Annotated in this window: 17 protein-coding genes; 13 read left to right on the top strand and 4 right to left on the bottom strand. The window is 34.3% G+C overall.

Annotated elements, in window-relative coordinates; genetic code table 11:
* Positions 1 to 32: 32 nt before the first annotated feature.
* Positions 33 to 1,322, bottom strand: coding sequence for an OprD family outer membrane porin (locus ACJJVT_RS03090; RefSeq protein ID WP_405396386.1), 1,290 nt, complete (start codon positions 1,320 to 1,322; stop codon positions 33 to 35).
* A 49-nt stretch (positions 1,323 to 1,371) separates the two neighbouring features.
* Positions 1,372 to 2,409, bottom strand: a complete 1,038-nt coding sequence (locus tag ACJJVT_RS03085) for a c-type cytochrome (RefSeq protein ID WP_405396384.1) — start codon at positions 2,407 to 2,409, stop codon at positions 1,372 to 1,374.
* A 186-nt stretch (positions 2,410 to 2,595) separates the two neighbouring features.
* Between ACJJVT_RS03085 and ACJJVT_RS03080 the strand changes: the two genes are divergently transcribed.
* Both ACJJVT_RS03080 and ACJJVT_RS03075 read left to right on the top strand, forming a co-directional pair.
* On the top strand, positions 2,596 to 3,123 hold the full coding sequence (locus ACJJVT_RS03080; RefSeq protein ID WP_299800184.1) for a DsrE family protein: 528 nt from the start codon (positions 2,596 to 2,598) through the stop codon (positions 3,121 to 3,123).
* Between the two features lie 11 nt (positions 3,124 to 3,134).
* Positions 3,135 to 3,728, top strand: a complete 594-nt coding sequence (locus tag ACJJVT_RS03075) for a class I SAM-dependent methyltransferase (protein ID WP_405396382.1) — start codon at positions 3,135 to 3,137, stop codon at positions 3,726 to 3,728.
* A gap of 38 nt (positions 3,729 to 3,766) precedes the next feature.
* On the opposite strand, the gene ACJJVT_RS03070 is transcribed toward ACJJVT_RS03075, so the two are convergent.
* Together ACJJVT_RS03070 and ACJJVT_RS03065 are read right to left on the bottom strand one after the other, a co-directional pair.
* Positions 3,767 to 6,064, bottom strand: a complete 2,298-nt coding sequence (locus ACJJVT_RS03070) for a TonB-dependent receptor domain-containing protein (RefSeq protein ID WP_405396379.1) — start codon at positions 6,062 to 6,064, stop codon at positions 3,767 to 3,769.
* A gap of 81 nt (positions 6,065 to 6,145) precedes the next feature.
* Positions 6,146 to 6,523 (bottom strand): hypothetical protein, encoded by a 378-nt coding sequence (locus tag ACJJVT_RS03065; RefSeq protein ID WP_405396377.1) that lies wholly within the window; start codon positions 6,521 to 6,523, stop codon positions 6,146 to 6,148.
* A 227-nt stretch (positions 6,524 to 6,750) separates the two neighbouring features.
* On the opposite strand from ACJJVT_RS03065, the gene ACJJVT_RS03060 reads away from it, so the two are divergent.
* The 11 genes from ACJJVT_RS03060 (at position 6,751) to ACJJVT_RS03010 (ending at position 17,099) form a co-directional block, all read left to right on the top strand.
* Positions 6,751 to 7,416 (top strand): peroxiredoxin, encoded by a 666-nt coding sequence (locus ACJJVT_RS03060; RefSeq protein ID WP_405396374.1) that lies wholly within the window; start codon positions 6,751 to 6,753, stop codon positions 7,414 to 7,416.
* 67 nt (positions 7,417 to 7,483) lie between these two features.
* Entirely contained in the window at positions 7,484 to 8,824 is a 1,341-nt protein-coding gene (locus ACJJVT_RS03055; protein ID WP_405396372.1) for a rhodanese-like domain-containing protein, read from the top strand.
* Between the two features lie 2 nt (positions 8,825 to 8,826).
* Positions 8,827 to 9,306: a Dps family protein gene (locus ACJJVT_RS03050; RefSeq protein WP_299800192.1), complete on the top strand. Its 480-nt coding sequence runs from the start codon at positions 8,827 to 8,829 to the stop codon at positions 9,304 to 9,306.
* Between the two features lie 268 nt (positions 9,307 to 9,574).
* Positions 9,575 to 10,906 (top strand): cytochrome ubiquinol oxidase subunit I, encoded by a 1,332-nt coding sequence (locus tag ACJJVT_RS03045; protein WP_405396371.1) that lies wholly within the window; start codon positions 9,575 to 9,577, stop codon positions 10,904 to 10,906.
* Positions 10,907 to 10,908: 2 nt separating this feature from the next.
* The gene (cydB, locus tag ACJJVT_RS03040) at positions 10,909 to 11,982 is read left to right on the top strand and encodes a cytochrome d ubiquinol oxidase subunit II (RefSeq protein ID WP_405396369.1); all 1,074 of its coding nucleotides are present in this window, start codon (positions 10,909 to 10,911) and stop codon (positions 11,980 to 11,982) included.
* 15 nt (positions 11,983 to 11,997) lie between these two features.
* Positions 11,998 to 12,297, top strand: coding sequence for a hypothetical protein (locus ACJJVT_RS03035; protein ID WP_405396367.1), 300 nt, complete (start codon positions 11,998 to 12,000; stop codon positions 12,295 to 12,297).
* Between the two features lie 371 nt (positions 12,298 to 12,668).
* Complete coding sequence (locus tag ACJJVT_RS03030) at positions 12,669 to 14,123, top strand: NAD(P)/FAD-dependent oxidoreductase (RefSeq protein ID WP_405396365.1); 1,455 nt, start codon at positions 12,669 to 12,671, stop codon at positions 14,121 to 14,123.
* Between the two features lie 54 nt (positions 14,124 to 14,177).
* Positions 14,178 to 14,318 (top strand): hypothetical protein, encoded by a 141-nt coding sequence (locus tag ACJJVT_RS03025; protein WP_170861966.1) that lies wholly within the window; start codon positions 14,178 to 14,180, stop codon positions 14,316 to 14,318.
* Entirely contained in the window at positions 14,318 to 14,512 is a 195-nt protein-coding gene (locus ACJJVT_RS03020; protein ID WP_405396364.1) for a DUF6132 family protein, read from the top strand. Before ACJJVT_RS03025 ends, ACJJVT_RS03020 begins: the two co-directional genes overlap by 1 nt.
* A gap of 167 nt (positions 14,513 to 14,679) precedes the next feature.
* Positions 14,680 to 15,984, top strand: a complete 1,305-nt coding sequence (locus tag ACJJVT_RS03015) for a TolC family protein (protein WP_405396362.1) — start codon at positions 14,680 to 14,682, stop codon at positions 15,982 to 15,984.
* A gap of 32 nt (positions 15,985 to 16,016) precedes the next feature.
* Positions 16,017 to 17,099: an efflux RND transporter periplasmic adaptor subunit gene (locus ACJJVT_RS03010; RefSeq protein WP_405396360.1), complete on the top strand. Its 1,083-nt coding sequence runs from the start codon at positions 16,017 to 16,019 to the stop codon at positions 17,097 to 17,099.
* Positions 17,100 to 17,104: the final 5 nt, after the last annotated feature.

Here is a 17,104-nt window from a genome sequence, read left to right as displayed (position 1 = left end):
TCTCTGTATACACAGAGATTTTTTTATACTCTTTAAAAATTGTAATTAAGAATGACATCTAAGTGAAACATATCTACCTTATTAAAATAGAGATTGGCATTGTCCGGTATATCCCCATTACCAATTTTAGAGGTCAACAACAGCTCTGGTCTTAAGCGTTTGAACTTTTTAATATCGAAGAAAATATCAAGATTAATATGCGTATAATCTGGCATAGCATACTTATTTAAAGTAGCATCGGTTGGATCTGGTTTCCAATGTTTTCCAACACTTAAGATCGACATAAGATTTAGGTCTTTTGAAATGGTAAAGTCTTTTTTATAATTGAATACTAATGCATGATTGTCTGCTGAACCTTCGCTACGTTCCCGCTTTTGAAAACTGAATAAATCTTCTCTACCCCATTCTCGTGGCGATATAAATTGACCGTGCGGTAGTATTCTATTATATGCCAAAGAAACTAGTCCAACTTTATTTTTATACCCAATTTTCAACCCTAAAACATCTGCAGTTCTCTGATTATAATAGCGAAGTGAGTCTACACTGCTACCACCATCACCCACCTTATTTTGATGTAACCACTCCCCTTCTAACGTCAACGATTTAGATATTTTATAAGCAGGTTTTATATAGAATGAATTGAATATATTGTCTACATATTGGTTCCATATTTTTACATTAAAATCGTCAGTTACTTCAAAATCGACATTTGACAATAAAATATAATCAGATGTCGTGTTGTCTTTATATTGAGATGCACTACCAAGTTTATTTCTACCTACGGGGTATGTACCTATGCTTTCACCTATACCATAAAACTCTCCTGTGGAGCGTGGTGCTATTTCATTTAATATTCCAAACTGAAACGATGTCTTTTGTTTATTGTATTTATACCAAAACCCTTGAACTAAAGTGGGTATCATTCTACCATCCTCAGGATTAATTAAGGGCGTATTGATTTTTATTCTACCCAACGTAAATGCATGATTCTTTAAGGTGTATTTAGCATAAAGCTCACCAAGTAAAAAGATGGCATCATTTTCTAAATCTATCCTATCAAAAAGTCCTTCCTCGTATCTACTAATTCTTCCGGTTGTTGCATCTGGTATTGTTAAATCTTGTAATCCTAAATTGGTAGCATTATATAATGCAGCACCTATTTCTAAGTTTTCTAGTAGATTATACTGGTACTTTAATTTACCTCCTGTCGCTAAAGCATTAAAGTCTTTTAATTCCCCTTTATTTGACGTCATCATGTAATACGTTCGCCATTGCCCAGATAGGGTTCCTTTTTTCTTTACCGCTACAGTATCTTGTGCCATAGAAAAAATAGGTAGACAAAAAATGAACAGATATACTAATCGCATGGGGTTACTTTGTTTTGGTAATTCCGTATTCCTTTTTGTAAAAGTCCATTATCGGTAAAAAAGGTCCGTATTTGTGCTGCTCTGGAGAAAAATCGTCTACCCATGGACCATAAGGCGTAGAAACCGGTTTTAACTTCTTATCAGGATAATCGTTTTCTGTATTTAATTTGTGCGGTCTAGAAAAACTATTGATATATCCTGCTACATGATACGCTTCTTCATCGGTCAGTTTGGGGTTATCCCAAGTGGCTTGTAAATATGGCATGTTACTTTTAATAAATTCCGCAGATGTTATCACCCTATTCATACCTGCACCATCGTTAAAACTATCTGGACCCCAAAGTGGCGGATAGGTGTAGCTTTTACCATCGACCGCATTAAGAACTCCCGCTCCATTTTCACCATGACAGATGATACACTCTTTTTCATACACCTGACTTCCCTTTTCTAGATTTACCGCTACAGCAGGTATCTTTATTTTTGGATATCCTTTAAACTCTGCCTTTCTATTGTCGGGTACATCTTCGCTCAACCAATTCATATATGCCACAATCGCTTTCATTTGGTCAGAACCTACCGGAAGCATTTTGCCGTTCATACTACGCTCCATACACCCATTTATTCTATCTTCAATAGTACCTACTTTATTACCTCGGCCACCAAACTGAGGAAATCGTTCAATAATACCTACCCAAGAACCAGAGCCCGCCTGTGCCCCTTTTTGTAAATGACAGTTGGCACAAGCCAAATTATTCCCACTATATCTATCTTCTGCACGCGCTGCATTCGGTCCCATATACTTTGAGGTTTCTGCAATAAGATAATACCCCTGTTTCACTGTCGCAGGCATAGTAGGCAATTCTGCCATGGCATCTTTAGGTTGCCAATTATCGTTAGCTACTATTTCTTCAGCTTCAATAATTACATCATTTTCAGTGCTTGGTTCATAGGTTAATAACCATATAAAGACAAGACTGACCAAAACGAAGATTATTATAAATAGCTTAAAAAGTAATTTCGCAAATACACGTAAATCTTTCATAGAACTGTAATCTTAAGCTAATTTAAATAACGAAACTATAATTTACACATGATTATTACTGTAACCCTAGTTACAGTAACGTTAAATACTTTAACTTACTTTTATTCCAATCAAAAATAGCAGACATTAGTAGTAATCAACATTTTATTTTAACCAAATTATATTCTTTTTAAAATTGACGAACACATGAAAAAAGCACTTCTAATTGCAATAGTACTTATGGCAACACAAATGACAACCGCCCAAGATTGGACCACACCCATTATTGATGGTTATGGGAAAATAAAAGAATTTAAGGATGTTGCCGTTCAGGCAGACCCTAACAAAGAATATAATCTTGTATTTGATCTTAAAGATGAACGTGAGTTAGATGGTATTAATGTAGGTTATTTTAAAATTGCTAGAATGATAAATATGCTAGGTGCAGGTGGTGTTTCTGCCGATAAAGTAAATATTATCGCTGCTGTACATGGTGGAGCTACTTTCACTGCCCTAAACGAGGCTAAATACAAGGCTAAATACGAAAAGGAAAATCCAAATGAAGCGGTAATAAAATTATTAAAGGATTACGGGGTAGAATTTTATGTGTGCGCACAAGCTACCGCTGCTAGAGATATTACCGCTGCAGATTTAAACCCCAATACAGAATTAGGGCTATCTGCAATGATGGTACTTGCCAATTACCAAATGGACGGGTATATTTTTATGCCATAAATAATTACCATATGAAAGATTTTTGGAACGAGCGTTATGACGAAGAAAGTTATGCTTATGGGAGCTCGCCAAATGTATTCTTTAAACAACAACTAGATAAGTTAAAAGTAGGTTCTCTTTTACTACCTGCCGAAGGTGAAGGTAGAAATGCCGTCTATGCACTATCTAAAGGTTGGGAAGTATTGGCTTTCGACTTTAGCGAATCTGCAATGGTTAAAGCTAAAAAACTAGCTGCTACTTATAATTTGAATTTGGATTATCAAGTAATTGATGCACTTAAATTTAATGCTACTAAAAAATTTGATGTAATCGCCTTCTGTTACGCACATTTTCCTGCAGCTATTAGAAAGAAAGCAAACCAACATCTTTTAAAATCATTAAAACCAAACGGACATATCATTTTTGAGGCGTTCTCTAAAAATCAACTTGGAAGACCTTCTGGCGGACCAAAAAATATAGACATGCTCTATAATATTGATGAAGTAGAAGATGAGTTTAACGGAATAAATCTTAAAATTTTAAAAGAAAAGGAAATAGAATTAAACGAAGGACTTTACCATATTGGCAATGCTTCAGTTATTCGTTTTACCGGCACTAAAATATAAAAAGGGACCATATTTGGTCCCTTTTTTATATTCATCTATTAAAATTCATATTGAACAAAAACCGATAGGTTTCTTCCTGGATCATTGATGGGCTCTGTTCCAAATTCAGCCTGATTATTAAATGCAAAATTAAGGTGATTACTATACGTTTTATCAAAAACATTCAATGCCGCAACACCTAAGGTTAGGTTCTTCATTGGTATTACACCTAAACGTAAATCCATTATTTCATAACCTGGTGTAACCTGCTCACCAAAAGAATACGCAATATTATCTTGCTGGGCAGTGAGCCTATATTCTGAATTCACCCAAAACTTTTCTTTTTCATAGCCCAATTTAAATCTTGTAACTAAAGGTGGTACCAAGGGTAATGACTCATTTAAGTCATTATTCTTAGCATATACATAAGCAAGTTCTGTTGTAAAGTTAAAATTAGTACAGAAGTCTACACCAGCCATAATTTCAAAACCTGTCTTGTAGGCATCATCTAAATTTCTAAAAACTTTTGCATTAGAGGGTTCATTCATTGGCATGAATTTTCTGGTCTGTGTTTCATCTATGATAGCTACTATATAATTTTCGTAAAGCGAGTAATAGAAAGATGTACTATAGCTAAACATATCTGAAGTGTTTTCTGAAATAGGCATTTTCCCTTTAAACCCTACCTCAAATTGATTATTTATTTCTGCATCCAAGTTAGGATTACCAACATATTCATACGCGTCTTGACCTACGCTGAAATGATTAATAAAACGTTCTATCATATTTGCTGATCTAACACCACGACCATACGCCACTTCCATAATAAATTGTGGAGAATACACATATTTAATTGAAGCTGTGCCACTAAAATTATGTTCCGTTCTTTTATCTAGATTAGGATATAAAGCAGCAAAATCAGCTTCTGGATCTTTTGCTTCAGAAGTAACATTGTCATAACGTACACCTGCAGTTAACATTGTTTTTTCTGTTAAGGGGTATTTACTTTCTGCAAATAATCCAATATCATTTATATATGAATCTTGCCACACCTTATCTTCAAATGTTAAGGGTGTATCTAAAATACCCATAGCATTTCTTTTCACTAATCGTGTTCTATTGCCATCTCGTGCAATATGCAAAACATCAACACCAGTAAATAGGACTAGATTGTCTGTTGGTTTTAATTTTAATTCTACTTTACCACCTGCCGTAGTAGCGTCAATTGCAGAAATGGCAGATGTCATCATAAAGCTTGGCCTATTGTAATTAGTCATTATATGATCTACATAGCTATAATAAATTTTAGAATCTATGCTTTCAACAAGACCTGGCATACTCCCTAATTTATAATCTAAAGAGAGAATACTACTGTTATCCTCTTCGGTATCCATAGGTAGACCTGCGTGCAAAACATCGCGCCCAAAAGACTGTCGCCAATGTGCTTGTAGTCTTTGATTTTCAGTAAAATTAACACCCGCTTTTATTCCATAATCCAAGCTTCTAAAAGAAGACGGAATTTCTGTACCGTCACCATCTTCATAATTACCAAAATCACGAAAACCAAAATTACCTGCTACGTCATATTTCTCAGTTGCCTGTTGCAACCTTGCCATGGAGACCATAGAATTACCGTTACTTTCATAACCACTACTTACACTACCATGAAGACCATAATCTTCTACAGTTGGTTTTTGGGTTACCATGTTAACGATACCACCAAAAGTAGCACCATATCTAACGGAGTATGGTCCTTTTATAATTTCAATTTTTTCAATTTCCTCTGGTATCACATGGGTAGTAATGGGATCCATACGATTAGGGCAAGCATTCATGGCTTTTGTACCACCATCAAACTGCACATTTAACTGCTCATATTGCGTTGCTCTAAAACTAGGATCAATTGCATAATTACCTCTTTTAATCAACGAAAAACCATTAACATCATTAAATAGATCGGCTACATTTCTAGGCTGAACTATTCTCTTGACATAATCATTGGTCTCTATGGTAAGTACAGGATCAATTTTCATATTTCCTGTCACTAAAACTCCATTTATGGCAATGGGCGCTTCTTGTAAAGTGATTACTATTGGAGTATTAATGTCAAGTACTTGCTGTTGTATGGTTTTATACCCAACATATGATATGGTCAATATCACATTTTCCTCAACATTTTTCAAAACAAAATCACCATCAAAATTAGTATATGTTGCTAATCCGTTATTAGTCAAAATGTGAGCACCATCAAGTGGTTGTTGGTCAATTTCAGAGATGATTTTTCCTGATAAATTTTGTGCGTATAGAAAGGGTGTCGATAATAATATCGCAAGCACCCAAAGATATTTTAGGTTCATTGTTTAAATTTTTAATTAATTGAAATACTATCCAACTTCCTATTAATTAGGCGTTAGACACATTAGATTGAAATAAAAATTTTAAACTTCCGGTGGATGTTTGATACGCTCAAAAAAATGAAAATCGTAAAGAACACGATACACTACATTATGCAGCACTTTTCTAGGTTGTTGTACAAACGTGTATGTAGTCAACGATCCTATAAATAATACTATTTCGTTTTTAAGCAAGTCTAAATTAATGGGCGTCTTTTCATCATCAGCTTTCTGAGATAACATTTGCGACAAAGCACATTTACCATCACATTTTAATTCTGGTCGTTCCTTATTCTCGCAAAAACGTTCTACAAAATCATTTGTAAACATAGCATAATAGCCCATAACGCTGGCAGTCTTGAAACTACTTGCCAAAGAAATGAATGTAAACAATATTGCTATCGTAAAGCTTGACAACTTCATGTTGCAAAATTAAGTACCCTAATTGTTTTTTAATGTGACATTAGTCACATAACCAACTTAATCTTGACTGTACTAATTTTTATTAACCAGAGCTATACTATAAGGTAATGCTCGATTGTATTTGTAAAAAAATGTTAAAAATTTATATGTGTAACCAAGGTTACATTACAATTCTGTTTGATAATTTAATTTTATCAAAAATTATAAAACTATAAATTATATTTATTATGAATAGCGAAAATAATATACAAGAACAAGTGATTTCAATGCCTAGAATTGGAGATATAGCACCAGATTTTGAAGCTGTGACAACTAAGGGTAAAATTAAAATGTCTGATTTTGCGAAAGACAAATGGATTGTAATGTTTTCGCATCCTGCAGATTTTACTCCGGTTTGCACAACAGAAATGAGCGGTTTTGCATCGCGTAAAAGTGAGTTTGATGAGCTTAATACTGAACTTTTAGGTTTAAGTATAGATAGTGTTCATGCACACTTAGGATGGGTACAGAATGTAAGAGAAAATACAGGTGTTTATTTCGACTTCCCGATTATTGCAGATCTTGACATGAAGGTTTCTAAAGCTTACGGAATGTTACAACCCAACGAAAGTGAAACGGCAGCAGTAAGGGCAGTATTTTTTATCGATCCTAAGAAAAAAATAAGATTGGTAATGTATTATCCATTAAACGTAGGTAGAAATATGGATGAAATACTTCGTGCTTTAGACGCTTTACAAACTTCTGACAAGTATAAAGTTGCCATGCCTTTAGATTGGAAAAGAGGTGACAAGGTTATTGTATCACCACCAAAAACATTAGATGAGCTTAACGCTCGATTAGAAGATGATACTTTAGAAAAAGTTGATTGGTACCTTGCCAAAAAATCTTTATAATTATATAGAAATCGGTTTTGAACAGTTTTCAAAACCGATTCTTTTTTAATCGTTAAAAACTGTTCTTATGATAATTAAACAATTTGAAGATAAACCGTTGGCTCATTATTCATACGCAATTTTAAGTGGTAATGAAATGGCTTTAGTAGATCCATCTAGAGATCCAAAACCGTATTATAAATTTGCCGAAGAAAACGATGCTAAAATTGTTGCCATTTTCGAGACGCATCCTCATGCCGATTTTGTTAGTGGCCATTTACAAATTCATAAAGAAACTGATGCCGTAATTTATGTGAGTGAGTTAGTAGGTGCTGATTATCCGAATAAAACATTTGACGATGGCGCTACTTTTAAAATGAATGAGGTAACCTTCACGGCAATTAATACACCCGGTCATTCTCCTGACGGAATTACTATTGTAGCAAAAGATAAAAATGCTAAACAAGCCATATTTACAGGCGACACTTTATTCATAGGTGATGTGGGAAGACCAGATTTAAGAGAGAAAGCTGGTAACATGAAAGCAAAAAGAGAGCAACTGGCGGAAGCCATGTTTACTACGATGCAAACAAAATTCAATCATTTACCTGATGACACTTTAGTTTATCCGGCGCATGGTGCTGGTTCACTTTGCGGCAAAAATATGAGCAGTGACTCTTCTAGCACCTTAGGTAATGAACGTATAGGTAATTGGGCTTTTAAAAACTTAACCAAAGATGAATTTGTAACGCATATTCTGCAGGATCAGCCATTTATACCATCGTATTTTGGCTATGATGTAGCTATTAATAAAACAGGTGCTGAAAATTTTATGAGTACTATTTCTCAGATACCCCTACAAATAGGAGCTTTTAAAATTGAAAAGAATATTTTGGTCATAGATACAAGAGATGAGGCTATATTTAAGAAAAATCATTTACCAAATTCCATTAATATCATGGCTAGAAATATTGATGATAAAATTGAAACCTGGCTAGGATCTATTGTTGAGCCTAAAGAACCGTTTTATTTGGTCGTAGATAGTATAGCCGATAGACAAATTATTCTAGAACGAATAGCCAAAATAGGTTATGAAAGTCAAGTAAAAGCAGTTTTAACGTTAGATAAGGTTTATGAAAAAGAAAATGAATTTGATTTCGTGGACTTTGATAAAAACAAAGAAAATTATACCATTGTAGACATTAGAAACAATAGTGAATTCAATGAAGGTCATTTTTTTGATAGCGCAATTAATATACCTTTGAATGAATTACGTAATTCTATTGATAAAATTCCGACAAACAAACCAATTGTTATACATTGTGCAGGCGGCTATAGAAGTGCTGCAGGTTCAAGTATCGTATCAAAAGAAATAAAAAACACCCAGGTGTACGACCTAAGCGAAAAAATAAATAACTACAATACATAATTATGGCAAATTCAAACTTATCAAACATCGGTCTAGATAAAAAAGACTCTAACGATATCGCAAATCATTTAAATGATTTACTATCTAATTATCAAATGTTCTACATGAACCTAAGAGGTTTTCATTGGAATATTAAAGGGAAGAAGTTTTTTGAACTTCACCTAAAATTCGAAGAGTTGTATAATGACGCTTTAATCAAAGTCGATGAAATTGCAGAGCGTGTGTTAACGCTAAGTAACACTCCTATTCATACGTTCACAAAGTATATTGATAATTCTGAAATTAAAGCCAGTGAAAATGTGGTAGATGGCGATAAGGCGGTAGACAATATTTTAGAGAGCTTAAGTATCTTATTGAAAAAAGAAAGAGCTACCCTTAAAATTGCTGCCGATGCAGAAGATGAAGGTACCGTTTCTCTAATGAGCGATTATATTACACAACAAGAAAAATTAGTTTGGATGCTTTCTGCATATAAAGACTAAGTCAAACGATGATATCTCTGAATCCCTAGAATTTGTTCATTTTATTTCTAGGGATTTTTCTTTGCCCCAATTTTGTGAGTAGAGAATTCTGCCCATAAATACATAACATCAAATAAGAATTTAAATGCATTATTCTATATGCTCTTATATTTTGATTTAAATTCTTATTTATTTTGGTTTTTCTTCAAATATGTAACATTGGTTACCTTTAAAAATCAGGTGTTGTTTACTTTTGTCATCATACTACATATTATAAAATATATAGACTATGGAAGACATGATTTTTTATGATAGATTGCAATTTGCTTTTACTATCACATTCCATTATATATTTCCACAATTAACAATGGGCCTATCTTTATTGATAGTTTATTTTAAATGGAAATACCTTAGAAATAAGATTGAAAAATATAATGATTCGGCTAAATTTTTCATGAAAATTTTTGCTATCAATTTTACCATGGGTGTCGTAACCGGCATACCTATGGAATTTCAATTTGGTACCAACTGGGCAAAATTCTCTGAACTTACAGGTGGCATAATTGGTCAGACCTTAGCTATGGAAGGCATGTTTTCTTTCTTTCTAGAATCTTCCTTTTTAGCACTCTTTATTTTTGGTGAAAAGTTAATGGGGCAAAAACTCCATCTCTTAACAGGCTTTCTGGTATTCTTAGGGTCTTGGGCAAGTGGTTGGTTTATTTTAGCGACCAATGCTTGGATGCAACACCCCGTTGGTTACGAAATATTAGAAAACGGTAAATTCGTTTTAGAAAACTTCTCTGCACTGTTTAGTAACCCGTGGCTCTTACCTGCGTTCTTACATAATCAACTAGCTTCTGTTGTTACTTCTTCGTTTGTTGTAGCAAGTATAGGTGCCTTTTATATTCTAAGAAATAAGCAAGTTGAACATGGTAAGCTGTTTTTAAAAACCGGAGTCATTTTTGGTTTAATTTCTAGTATTTTGGTTGCTTTTCCTACGGGAGACTGGAATGCTAAAAATGTTGCTAAACACCAACCCGCGGCTTTTGCGGCAATGGAAGGTATTTTTGAAACTGAAGAGGCCGGTGCCGAAATAGTGCTTATAGGACAACCTAATATGGTTGAAAAAAAATTGGACAACAAAATTGCCGTACCAAACATATTAAGCTTTTTAACCTATCAAGATTGGGATAAACAGATTGATGGAATGGATAAATTTGAAAAAGAGGAATTACCAGACAACGTACCTGCCCTATATTATTCGTATCATATTATGGTTGGTTTGGGTACCGTGTTTATGGCCATCATGGCATTGGCTGCCTTTTTATTATGGCGTAAAAAATTATACAATATAAAACCACTACTTTGGACAATTATGTTTCTAGTTCCGTTCCCTTATATAGCAAACCTAACAGGTTGGTATACTGCTGAATTAGGAAGACAGCCATATTTGGTTTATGGCTTATTAAGAACTAGCGATGGTATTTCACCAACCGTTTCTTCTGGTAACACCTTGTTTACATTACTAGGTTTTGTTGCTTTATATATGCTACTTGGACTACTATTTTTAGTCTTAGTCGGTAAAACTATTAACGAAGGTCCTAAATCTAAATTACATTAATTATGGAAATATTCTGGTACATTTCAATAGCCGTTGTTTTAGCTGTATTTTTTATTTTAGATGGTTATGATTTCGGAACAGGAATCATTCATTTATTCTTCGCTAAAACTGAAAAAGACAAAGAAGTAATTGCAAAATCTGCTGGCTTATTCTGGGATTCTAATGAGGTTTGGTTAGTCGCTGCCGGTGGGATGCTTTTTATGGCTTTCCCCACATTTTACGCTTCTGTTTTTAGCGGATTCTATTTGCCATTAATACTCGTTTTATGGCTCATAATCTTTAGAGCTATCGGACTTGAATTAAGGAGTCAGTTTAAATTTCAAATGTGGAAAGATATCTGGGATACATCTTTTGGAGTTTCTAGTTTACTATTAGCCTTATTCTTTGGTATTGCTTTAGGCAATATCGTAAGAGGTGTTAATCTAGGTGGTGTCGATAATGGAATATCTGTTCACGAAGGACATTATTTCTTTTTACCGTTATGGGATGGTAGCTTTAGCCCTTTGACCGAGCACCCTGGAGTTATAGATTGGTTTACAATTATTATAGGATTAATAGCTGTGGTAACCCTAGCTATACATGGTGCAAACTGGATTATCTTAAAAACTAATTCCTCTATAAACACGAAGCTTAAAGGGGTCATTTTTAAGCTAAATATTGTTTTAGCTATTCTTACCGTTTTTTCATTAGTTGTATGGCAAGTAGTGAATCCGAATTCATTAGATAACTTTGGTGACAAACCATATTTACTCATATTTCCATTAATTTACTTAAGTGGATTGGTAGGATTGTTTTTTATCAAAAAAATAAAAAAAGACAGTCACGCATTTGTACTATCGTCTTTATTGATTGTTGGTGGCATTACATCGTCGTTGGCTTCTTTGTTCCCTGTAATATTACCTTCAGTGAACGATACTCATGAACCGTTAACTATTTATAATACTGCAGCATCAGAATACGGGTTGTCTGTGGGCATTTATTGGGGTATTTTAGGGTTCCTCCTTATATTAATTTACATGATCATTCAAAAAAGATTGATGAAGGGTAAAGTCGACAATATGGATTATGGGCATTAGTATAAAGAGACCATCATGACAGGTACGTTAATATCATTGATCAGTATTCTTATAGGTATTATTGCCGCTAACGTTTTTGGTAATTTTAAAAAGAAGTATTCTTTTGGCTTTACCGGCAATACTGTAATTGGTGTTTTTGGAAGTATCTTATTTATAAAAACCTTTGGTCGTTTAGGCTTTAACCCGTGGTCTATAATGAACAATGGAGATTTTGATGGTTTTCGCCTAGCCATAAATTTAGTAGTATCTGCTATTGGCGGTGTTTTAGGTCTTATAATTGCAAAAAAGGTCTATCAGAAATTCAATAAATCTTAAACGTCACAACCTATTTATTGTAGAACCAACTTTTCAGTTTAGGGCAGATTTATTCTTTCTCTTCTTTTTTCTTGTTTAGCTTATAAATAAGCCAAATAAAACCTACAACGAAATGAAGCACTATAATACCTGCAACAATATAAATCAATGTATTTGAACTACCTCTCATTTTAAATCTATCTTAAAAAATACAATCAAAACTAATCATCATATAGAAATAGAAATATGATATTAATCAATTTTAGACTATAAATTGATCATCGCCATTTTACTCAAAATCTCCAAGTAAAATAAAGTGCTATATGTAACAAATGTTGCTGTGTAGCACTATGTTTAAAGTGAACTTCGTGCAAACTTTAAACCTTGTCATAATGTCAAAAATAGTCATATTAGGTGCTGGAATTTCAGGGCATGTTGCTGCTGCGCACCTTCGAAGAAAACTATCAAAAGAACATGAAGTTCTGGTTGTTTCACCAAATAGCAATTACCAATGGATACCATCTAATATATGGGTAGGTATCGGTCGTATGAAGTCTGACCAAATTCTATTTCCCTTGGCTCCATTATACAAGAAAAAAAATATAAATTTTAAACAAGCTCTTGTTACTACATTTCACCCAGAAGGTGATGCAGAAACTAAAAGTGCGTATGTAAAGATTAAATACGTTACCGGTGAAGAAAAGGGTGAAATTGAAAATATCACCTATGATTACCTTATTAATGCCACCGGACCAAAATTAGCCTTTGACATGACAGAGGGTTTAAACCCTGGCACTAATAAAGCCTACTCTGTTTGTACCTATAGTCATGCAGAGCATGCGTGGCATGCTTTAGATGATTTGATTCAACAAATGAAACAAGGTAAGAAAGCTAAAATTTTAATTGGAACCGGGCATGCAAAATCTACTTGCCAAGGTGCTGCTTTTGAATATATTTTAAATGTAGAACAAGAACTTAGAAGGCATAATGTACGTGATCAGGCTGAAGTAATATGGATTGCCAATGAGTATCAGTTGGGCGATTTTGGTATGGATGGTGTGCTACTTAGTTATGGTGACAACATTATGAAATCTAGCGAAATGGTTGAAATGGTTTTTGAAGACCGCGGAATTAAATGGATTCTTGGTGCCGGAGTACATAAAATTGAAGATGGTATAGCGCATTATGAAACATTAGATGGTGAGTATAAATCTGAAACATATGATTTTGCCATGTTAATACCTGCATTTTCTGGTCATGGTTTTAAAGCCTTTGATAAGAACAATGAAGACATTACCGAAAAACTATTTAAAGGTTTTATGTTGGTCGATGCCGATTATACCGCTAAACCATATGAAGAATGGAGCGTACAAGATTGGCCAGAAACCTATCAAAATCCATCATACAAAAACATATTCGCACCTGGTATCGCATTTGCCCCTCCACATGCAATTTCAAAACCTCGCGTAAGCAAAAATGGTACTTCGATATCTCCTGCGCCACCGCGTACGGGCATGCCTTCTGGTATTACCGCAAAGCTGGTTGCAGACAATATCATCGATACTATTAACGGAAAAAAAGATCTACATCATAAAGGGTCTTTAGGTAACATGGGTGCGGCTTGTATTGCTTCTGCTGGTTACGGCATGACAAAAGGTAGTGGCGTAAGTATTACCACCTACCCCATTGTACCTGACTACAACAAATACCCAGATACTCAAGGTCGTAAATTAGGTAAAACCTTTGGAGAAATAGGTCTAGCTGGGCACTGGCTAAAACTAGCGTTGCATTATGCTTTTATTTACAAGGCAAAAATGAAGCCTTTTTGGTGGCTAATTCCTGAATAAATTCAAATTCCACATCTTTAAAATTTGAAAGAATAAAACTTAAAATCTAGAATAATGACACAGAGAATATCGAAATCGAAACGCTTTTATATGATGAACCCCATAATTCAATTCTTTAAATTCATTTGGTTGAGTATAAAAATCATGTTGGTAGTTGCCGGTGGTCATGGCGGTACTAGAAAAGCTAATAATTAATGAATAAGAAAACACTTCTCATAACCACTATAGGCATAGTCATAGGTGCTATTGCCGGTTATTTATATTATACTGAAATAGGCTGTCTAAGTGGTACTTGTGCAATTACATCTAAACCCCTAAATAGCACATTATATGGTAGCTTAATGGGTGGTTTACTTGCTAATACATTTATTAAATCTCCTGAAAAATAAACTGAATTCACATTTATTTTTCAATTGGTAGTAAAAGGCACTCTTTATAAAAGGGTGCCTTTTCATTTTTAAAAATTTGTTTTTTGAGAAAGAAATTTCCTTCGGTAACATTAGTTACTGTGCAGGCTGTTTTACCACCTTAATTTTGTCTCAAATAAATGAATACCATGAAATATAAATTAGGATGGATATTGTTGTTCGTCTTTTATTCTGGCTTGGCACAAGAAGTAAAATCTATTACAAAAGATGAAGTGCTGACCAAGGTAAAAGAAAGTAATAACATACTGAAAATGGCTGAACAAGATGTGTTAGTTGCCAAGGGTGATTTCAATCAGACCAATGCTATTCTATTGCCTAACATTAGTGTATCGCACACTGGTATTGCTACCACGAACCCATTAATGGCATTTGGATCTAAACTTAATCAAGAAATTTTGACCGCTGCAGATTTTAATCCTGATGTATTAAATGACCCACGTCAAATTGAAGATTTTGCAACTCGTGTAGAAGTACAACAACCATTAATAAACTTCGATGGCATCTACCAGCGTAAAGCGGCAAAGGCAAAATTGACCGCTACCGAACTACAGTCTGGCAGAACAGTTGATTACTTAGCTCTTGAAGTCGAAAAGGCGTACATGCAATTACAACTTGCTTATAAAACCGTTACCGTTTTAGAGAAAGCCCAAGAAACTGCTTTAGAAAATAAACGTATTGCCGACAATAGTTACAAGCAAGGTTACCTACAAAAATCTGATGTTCTTTCTGTAGAAGTAAGAGTTACCGAAATCGATAATCAATTACAATATGCAAAGAGTAACATTCTAAATGCCAGCAACTATTTATCTGTTCTAATGAATGCTGATGAAAATGAAATTTTAAAACCTTCAGATTCACTTTCAATTACTAGTTATGCTAGTACTACGGACATAAACTTATCGGAAAACAGAAAAGATATTTTAGCAATGAATTCTGCTACCGAAGCCTATAGACACATGCATAAGGCAGACCAAATGGCTTTCTTACCTCGTTTAAATGCTTTTGGTACTTACGAGTTACATGACGATGATATTTTTCAAGGTCAAGCCCAAGGTTACCTATTTGGTGCAGAATTAAAATGGAACCTTTTTGAAGGTAGTAAGCGTTTTGGCAAATCTCAAAAAAGCAAGGCTGAATATGACAAATCTAAATTGCAATTAGAGCAGTACAAATCTGAAAGTCAATTAGAACTTAACAAAGCGAAAAGAGGTTTTGAAGATGCACAAAATAAACTGAAGCTGACAAAGCTGGCACTAGAACAATCTGAAGAATCATTGCGTATCCGAACCAATAGGTTTAAGCAAGGTTTAGAAAAAACTACTGATCTATTACTCTCTGAAACGCAATATTCTCAAAAGCAATTAGAGTATTATGCTACAGTTTTTCAACATAATTACGCCTTGGCGTATGTACAGTTTTTAACAAAAGAATAAAACCCTAATATCACTAAATACCATTCATAAAGATGAAAAATAATAAATATATAATCACAGCTATTTTAGGTGCTACAATCTTGCTCGCTAGTTGTGGCAGCGATGATAAAAAAGCAGTAGTTGACAACTCACCTGCTATTGCCGTTCAAACAAAAACCGTTTCGGAAGATAGTAGTAGTCCGTTTTTAACGGTTAGTGGTAAAATTGAAGCTGCCAAGAGTGCAAACATCAGCACTAGAATGATGGGGTACGTAGATAAAATATATGTTGGTGTTGGTGATAAAGTAACCAAAGGTCAATTATTAATTAGTGTTAATAATGCAGATGTTTCTGCGCAACTGGCACAAGTAAATGCAGGTATTACCGAAGCTGAAGCTGCATATACAAATGCAGAAAAAGATTTTAACCGTTTTACTGCCTTATTCCAAGAAAACAGTGCTTCGCAGAAAGAGCTAGATGATATTACCGCCAATTACAATATGGCAAAAGCGAGAGTAGAATCTGCCAAGCAAATGAAAAACGGTGTCAACGCTCAAATGGGCTATGCGAATATTCGTGCTCCTTTTAACGGTGTGGTAACCAATAAATTTATAAATGCAGGCGATATGGCAAACCCAGGCATGTCTTTAATGGAAGTAGAATCTCCTGGCACCTACCAAGTACTTGCTATGGTGCCTGAATCTGAAATTCTTGCTGTTAAAAATGATACAGAAGTTAGTGTACAGATCAAAGCTTTGAATAAAAGTATAAAAGGAAAAGTTACCGAAGTAAGCACTTCTTCTAAGAACACAGGCGGTCAATATTTGGTAAAGGTCATTTTAGATAAAACAGATGTACAAATACTTTCTGGCATGTACGCTACGGTACAATTTCCTATTGCACGCAAAACAACAAGTTCTGCTGTAATTATTCCGGTAGAAGCTATAGTTAAGAAAGGACAATTATCTGGTATTTATACCGTAAGTCAAAGCAATACTGCATTACTAAGATGGTTACGACTGGGTAGAACTTTTGGTGATCAAGTTGAAGTATTATCCGGTCTATCGTCAGACGAGCAATATATAGTTTCTGCCGAAGGAAAATTATTTAACGGCGCCAAAATCTCAAATCAATAAACGAG

The sequence above is a fragment of the Maribacter sp. Asnod2-G09 genome (assembly GCF_045063795.1).
GTDB lineage: Bacteria > Bacteroidota > Bacteroidia > Flavobacteriales > Flavobacteriaceae > Maribacter.
This window is presented reverse-complemented; position numbering and strand designations above follow the sequence as displayed.

Excerpts from the sequence above, each read along its gene's own strand:
- ACJJVT_RS03090 (WP_405396386.1), bottom strand. The coding sequence starts at position 1,322 with ATGGCACAAGATACTGTAGCGGTAAAGAAAAAAGGAACCCTATCTGGG.
- ACJJVT_RS03085 (WP_405396384.1), bottom strand. The coding sequence starts at position 2,409 with ATGAAAGATTTACGTGTATTTGCGAAATTACTTTTTAAGCTATTTATA.
- ACJJVT_RS03080 (WP_299800184.1), top strand. The coding sequence starts at position 2,596 with ATGAAAAAAGCACTTCTAATTGCAATAGTACTTATGGCAACACAAATG.
- ACJJVT_RS03075 (WP_405396382.1), top strand. The coding sequence starts at position 3,135 with ATGAAAGATTTTTGGAACGAGCGTTATGACGAAGAAAGTTATGCTTAT.
- ACJJVT_RS03070 (WP_405396379.1), bottom strand. The coding sequence starts at position 6,064 with ATGAACCTAAAATATCTTTGGGTGCTTGCGATATTATTATCGACACCC.
- ACJJVT_RS03065 (WP_405396377.1), bottom strand. The coding sequence starts at position 6,523 with ATGAAGTTGTCAAGCTTTACGATAGCAATATTGTTTACATTCATTTCT.
- ACJJVT_RS03060 (WP_405396374.1), top strand. The coding sequence starts at position 6,751 with ATGAATAGCGAAAATAATATACAAGAACAAGTGATTTCAATGCCTAGA.
- ACJJVT_RS03055 (WP_405396372.1), top strand. The coding sequence starts at position 7,484 with ATGATAATTAAACAATTTGAAGATAAACCGTTGGCTCATTATTCATAC.
- ACJJVT_RS03050 (WP_299800192.1), top strand. The coding sequence starts at position 8,827 with ATGGCAAATTCAAACTTATCAAACATCGGTCTAGATAAAAAAGACTCT.
- ACJJVT_RS03045 (WP_405396371.1), top strand. The coding sequence starts at position 9,575 with ATGGAAGACATGATTTTTTATGATAGATTGCAATTTGCTTTTACTATC.
- cydB (WP_405396369.1), top strand. The coding sequence starts at position 10,909 with ATGGAAATATTCTGGTACATTTCAATAGCCGTTGTTTTAGCTGTATTT.
- ACJJVT_RS03035 (WP_405396367.1), top strand. The coding sequence starts at position 11,998 with ATGACAGGTACGTTAATATCATTGATCAGTATTCTTATAGGTATTATT.
- ACJJVT_RS03030 (WP_405396365.1), top strand. The coding sequence starts at position 12,669 with ATGTCAAAAATAGTCATATTAGGTGCTGGAATTTCAGGGCATGTTGCT.
- ACJJVT_RS03025 (WP_170861966.1), top strand. The coding sequence starts at position 14,178 with ATGACACAGAGAATATCGAAATCGAAACGCTTTTATATGATGAACCCC.
- ACJJVT_RS03020 (WP_405396364.1), top strand. The coding sequence starts at position 14,318 with ATGAATAAGAAAACACTTCTCATAACCACTATAGGCATAGTCATAGGT.
- ACJJVT_RS03015 (WP_405396362.1), top strand. The coding sequence starts at position 14,680 with ATGAAATATAAATTAGGATGGATATTGTTGTTCGTCTTTTATTCTGGC.
- ACJJVT_RS03010 (WP_405396360.1), top strand. The coding sequence starts at position 16,017 with ATGAAAAATAATAAATATATAATCACAGCTATTTTAGGTGCTACAATC.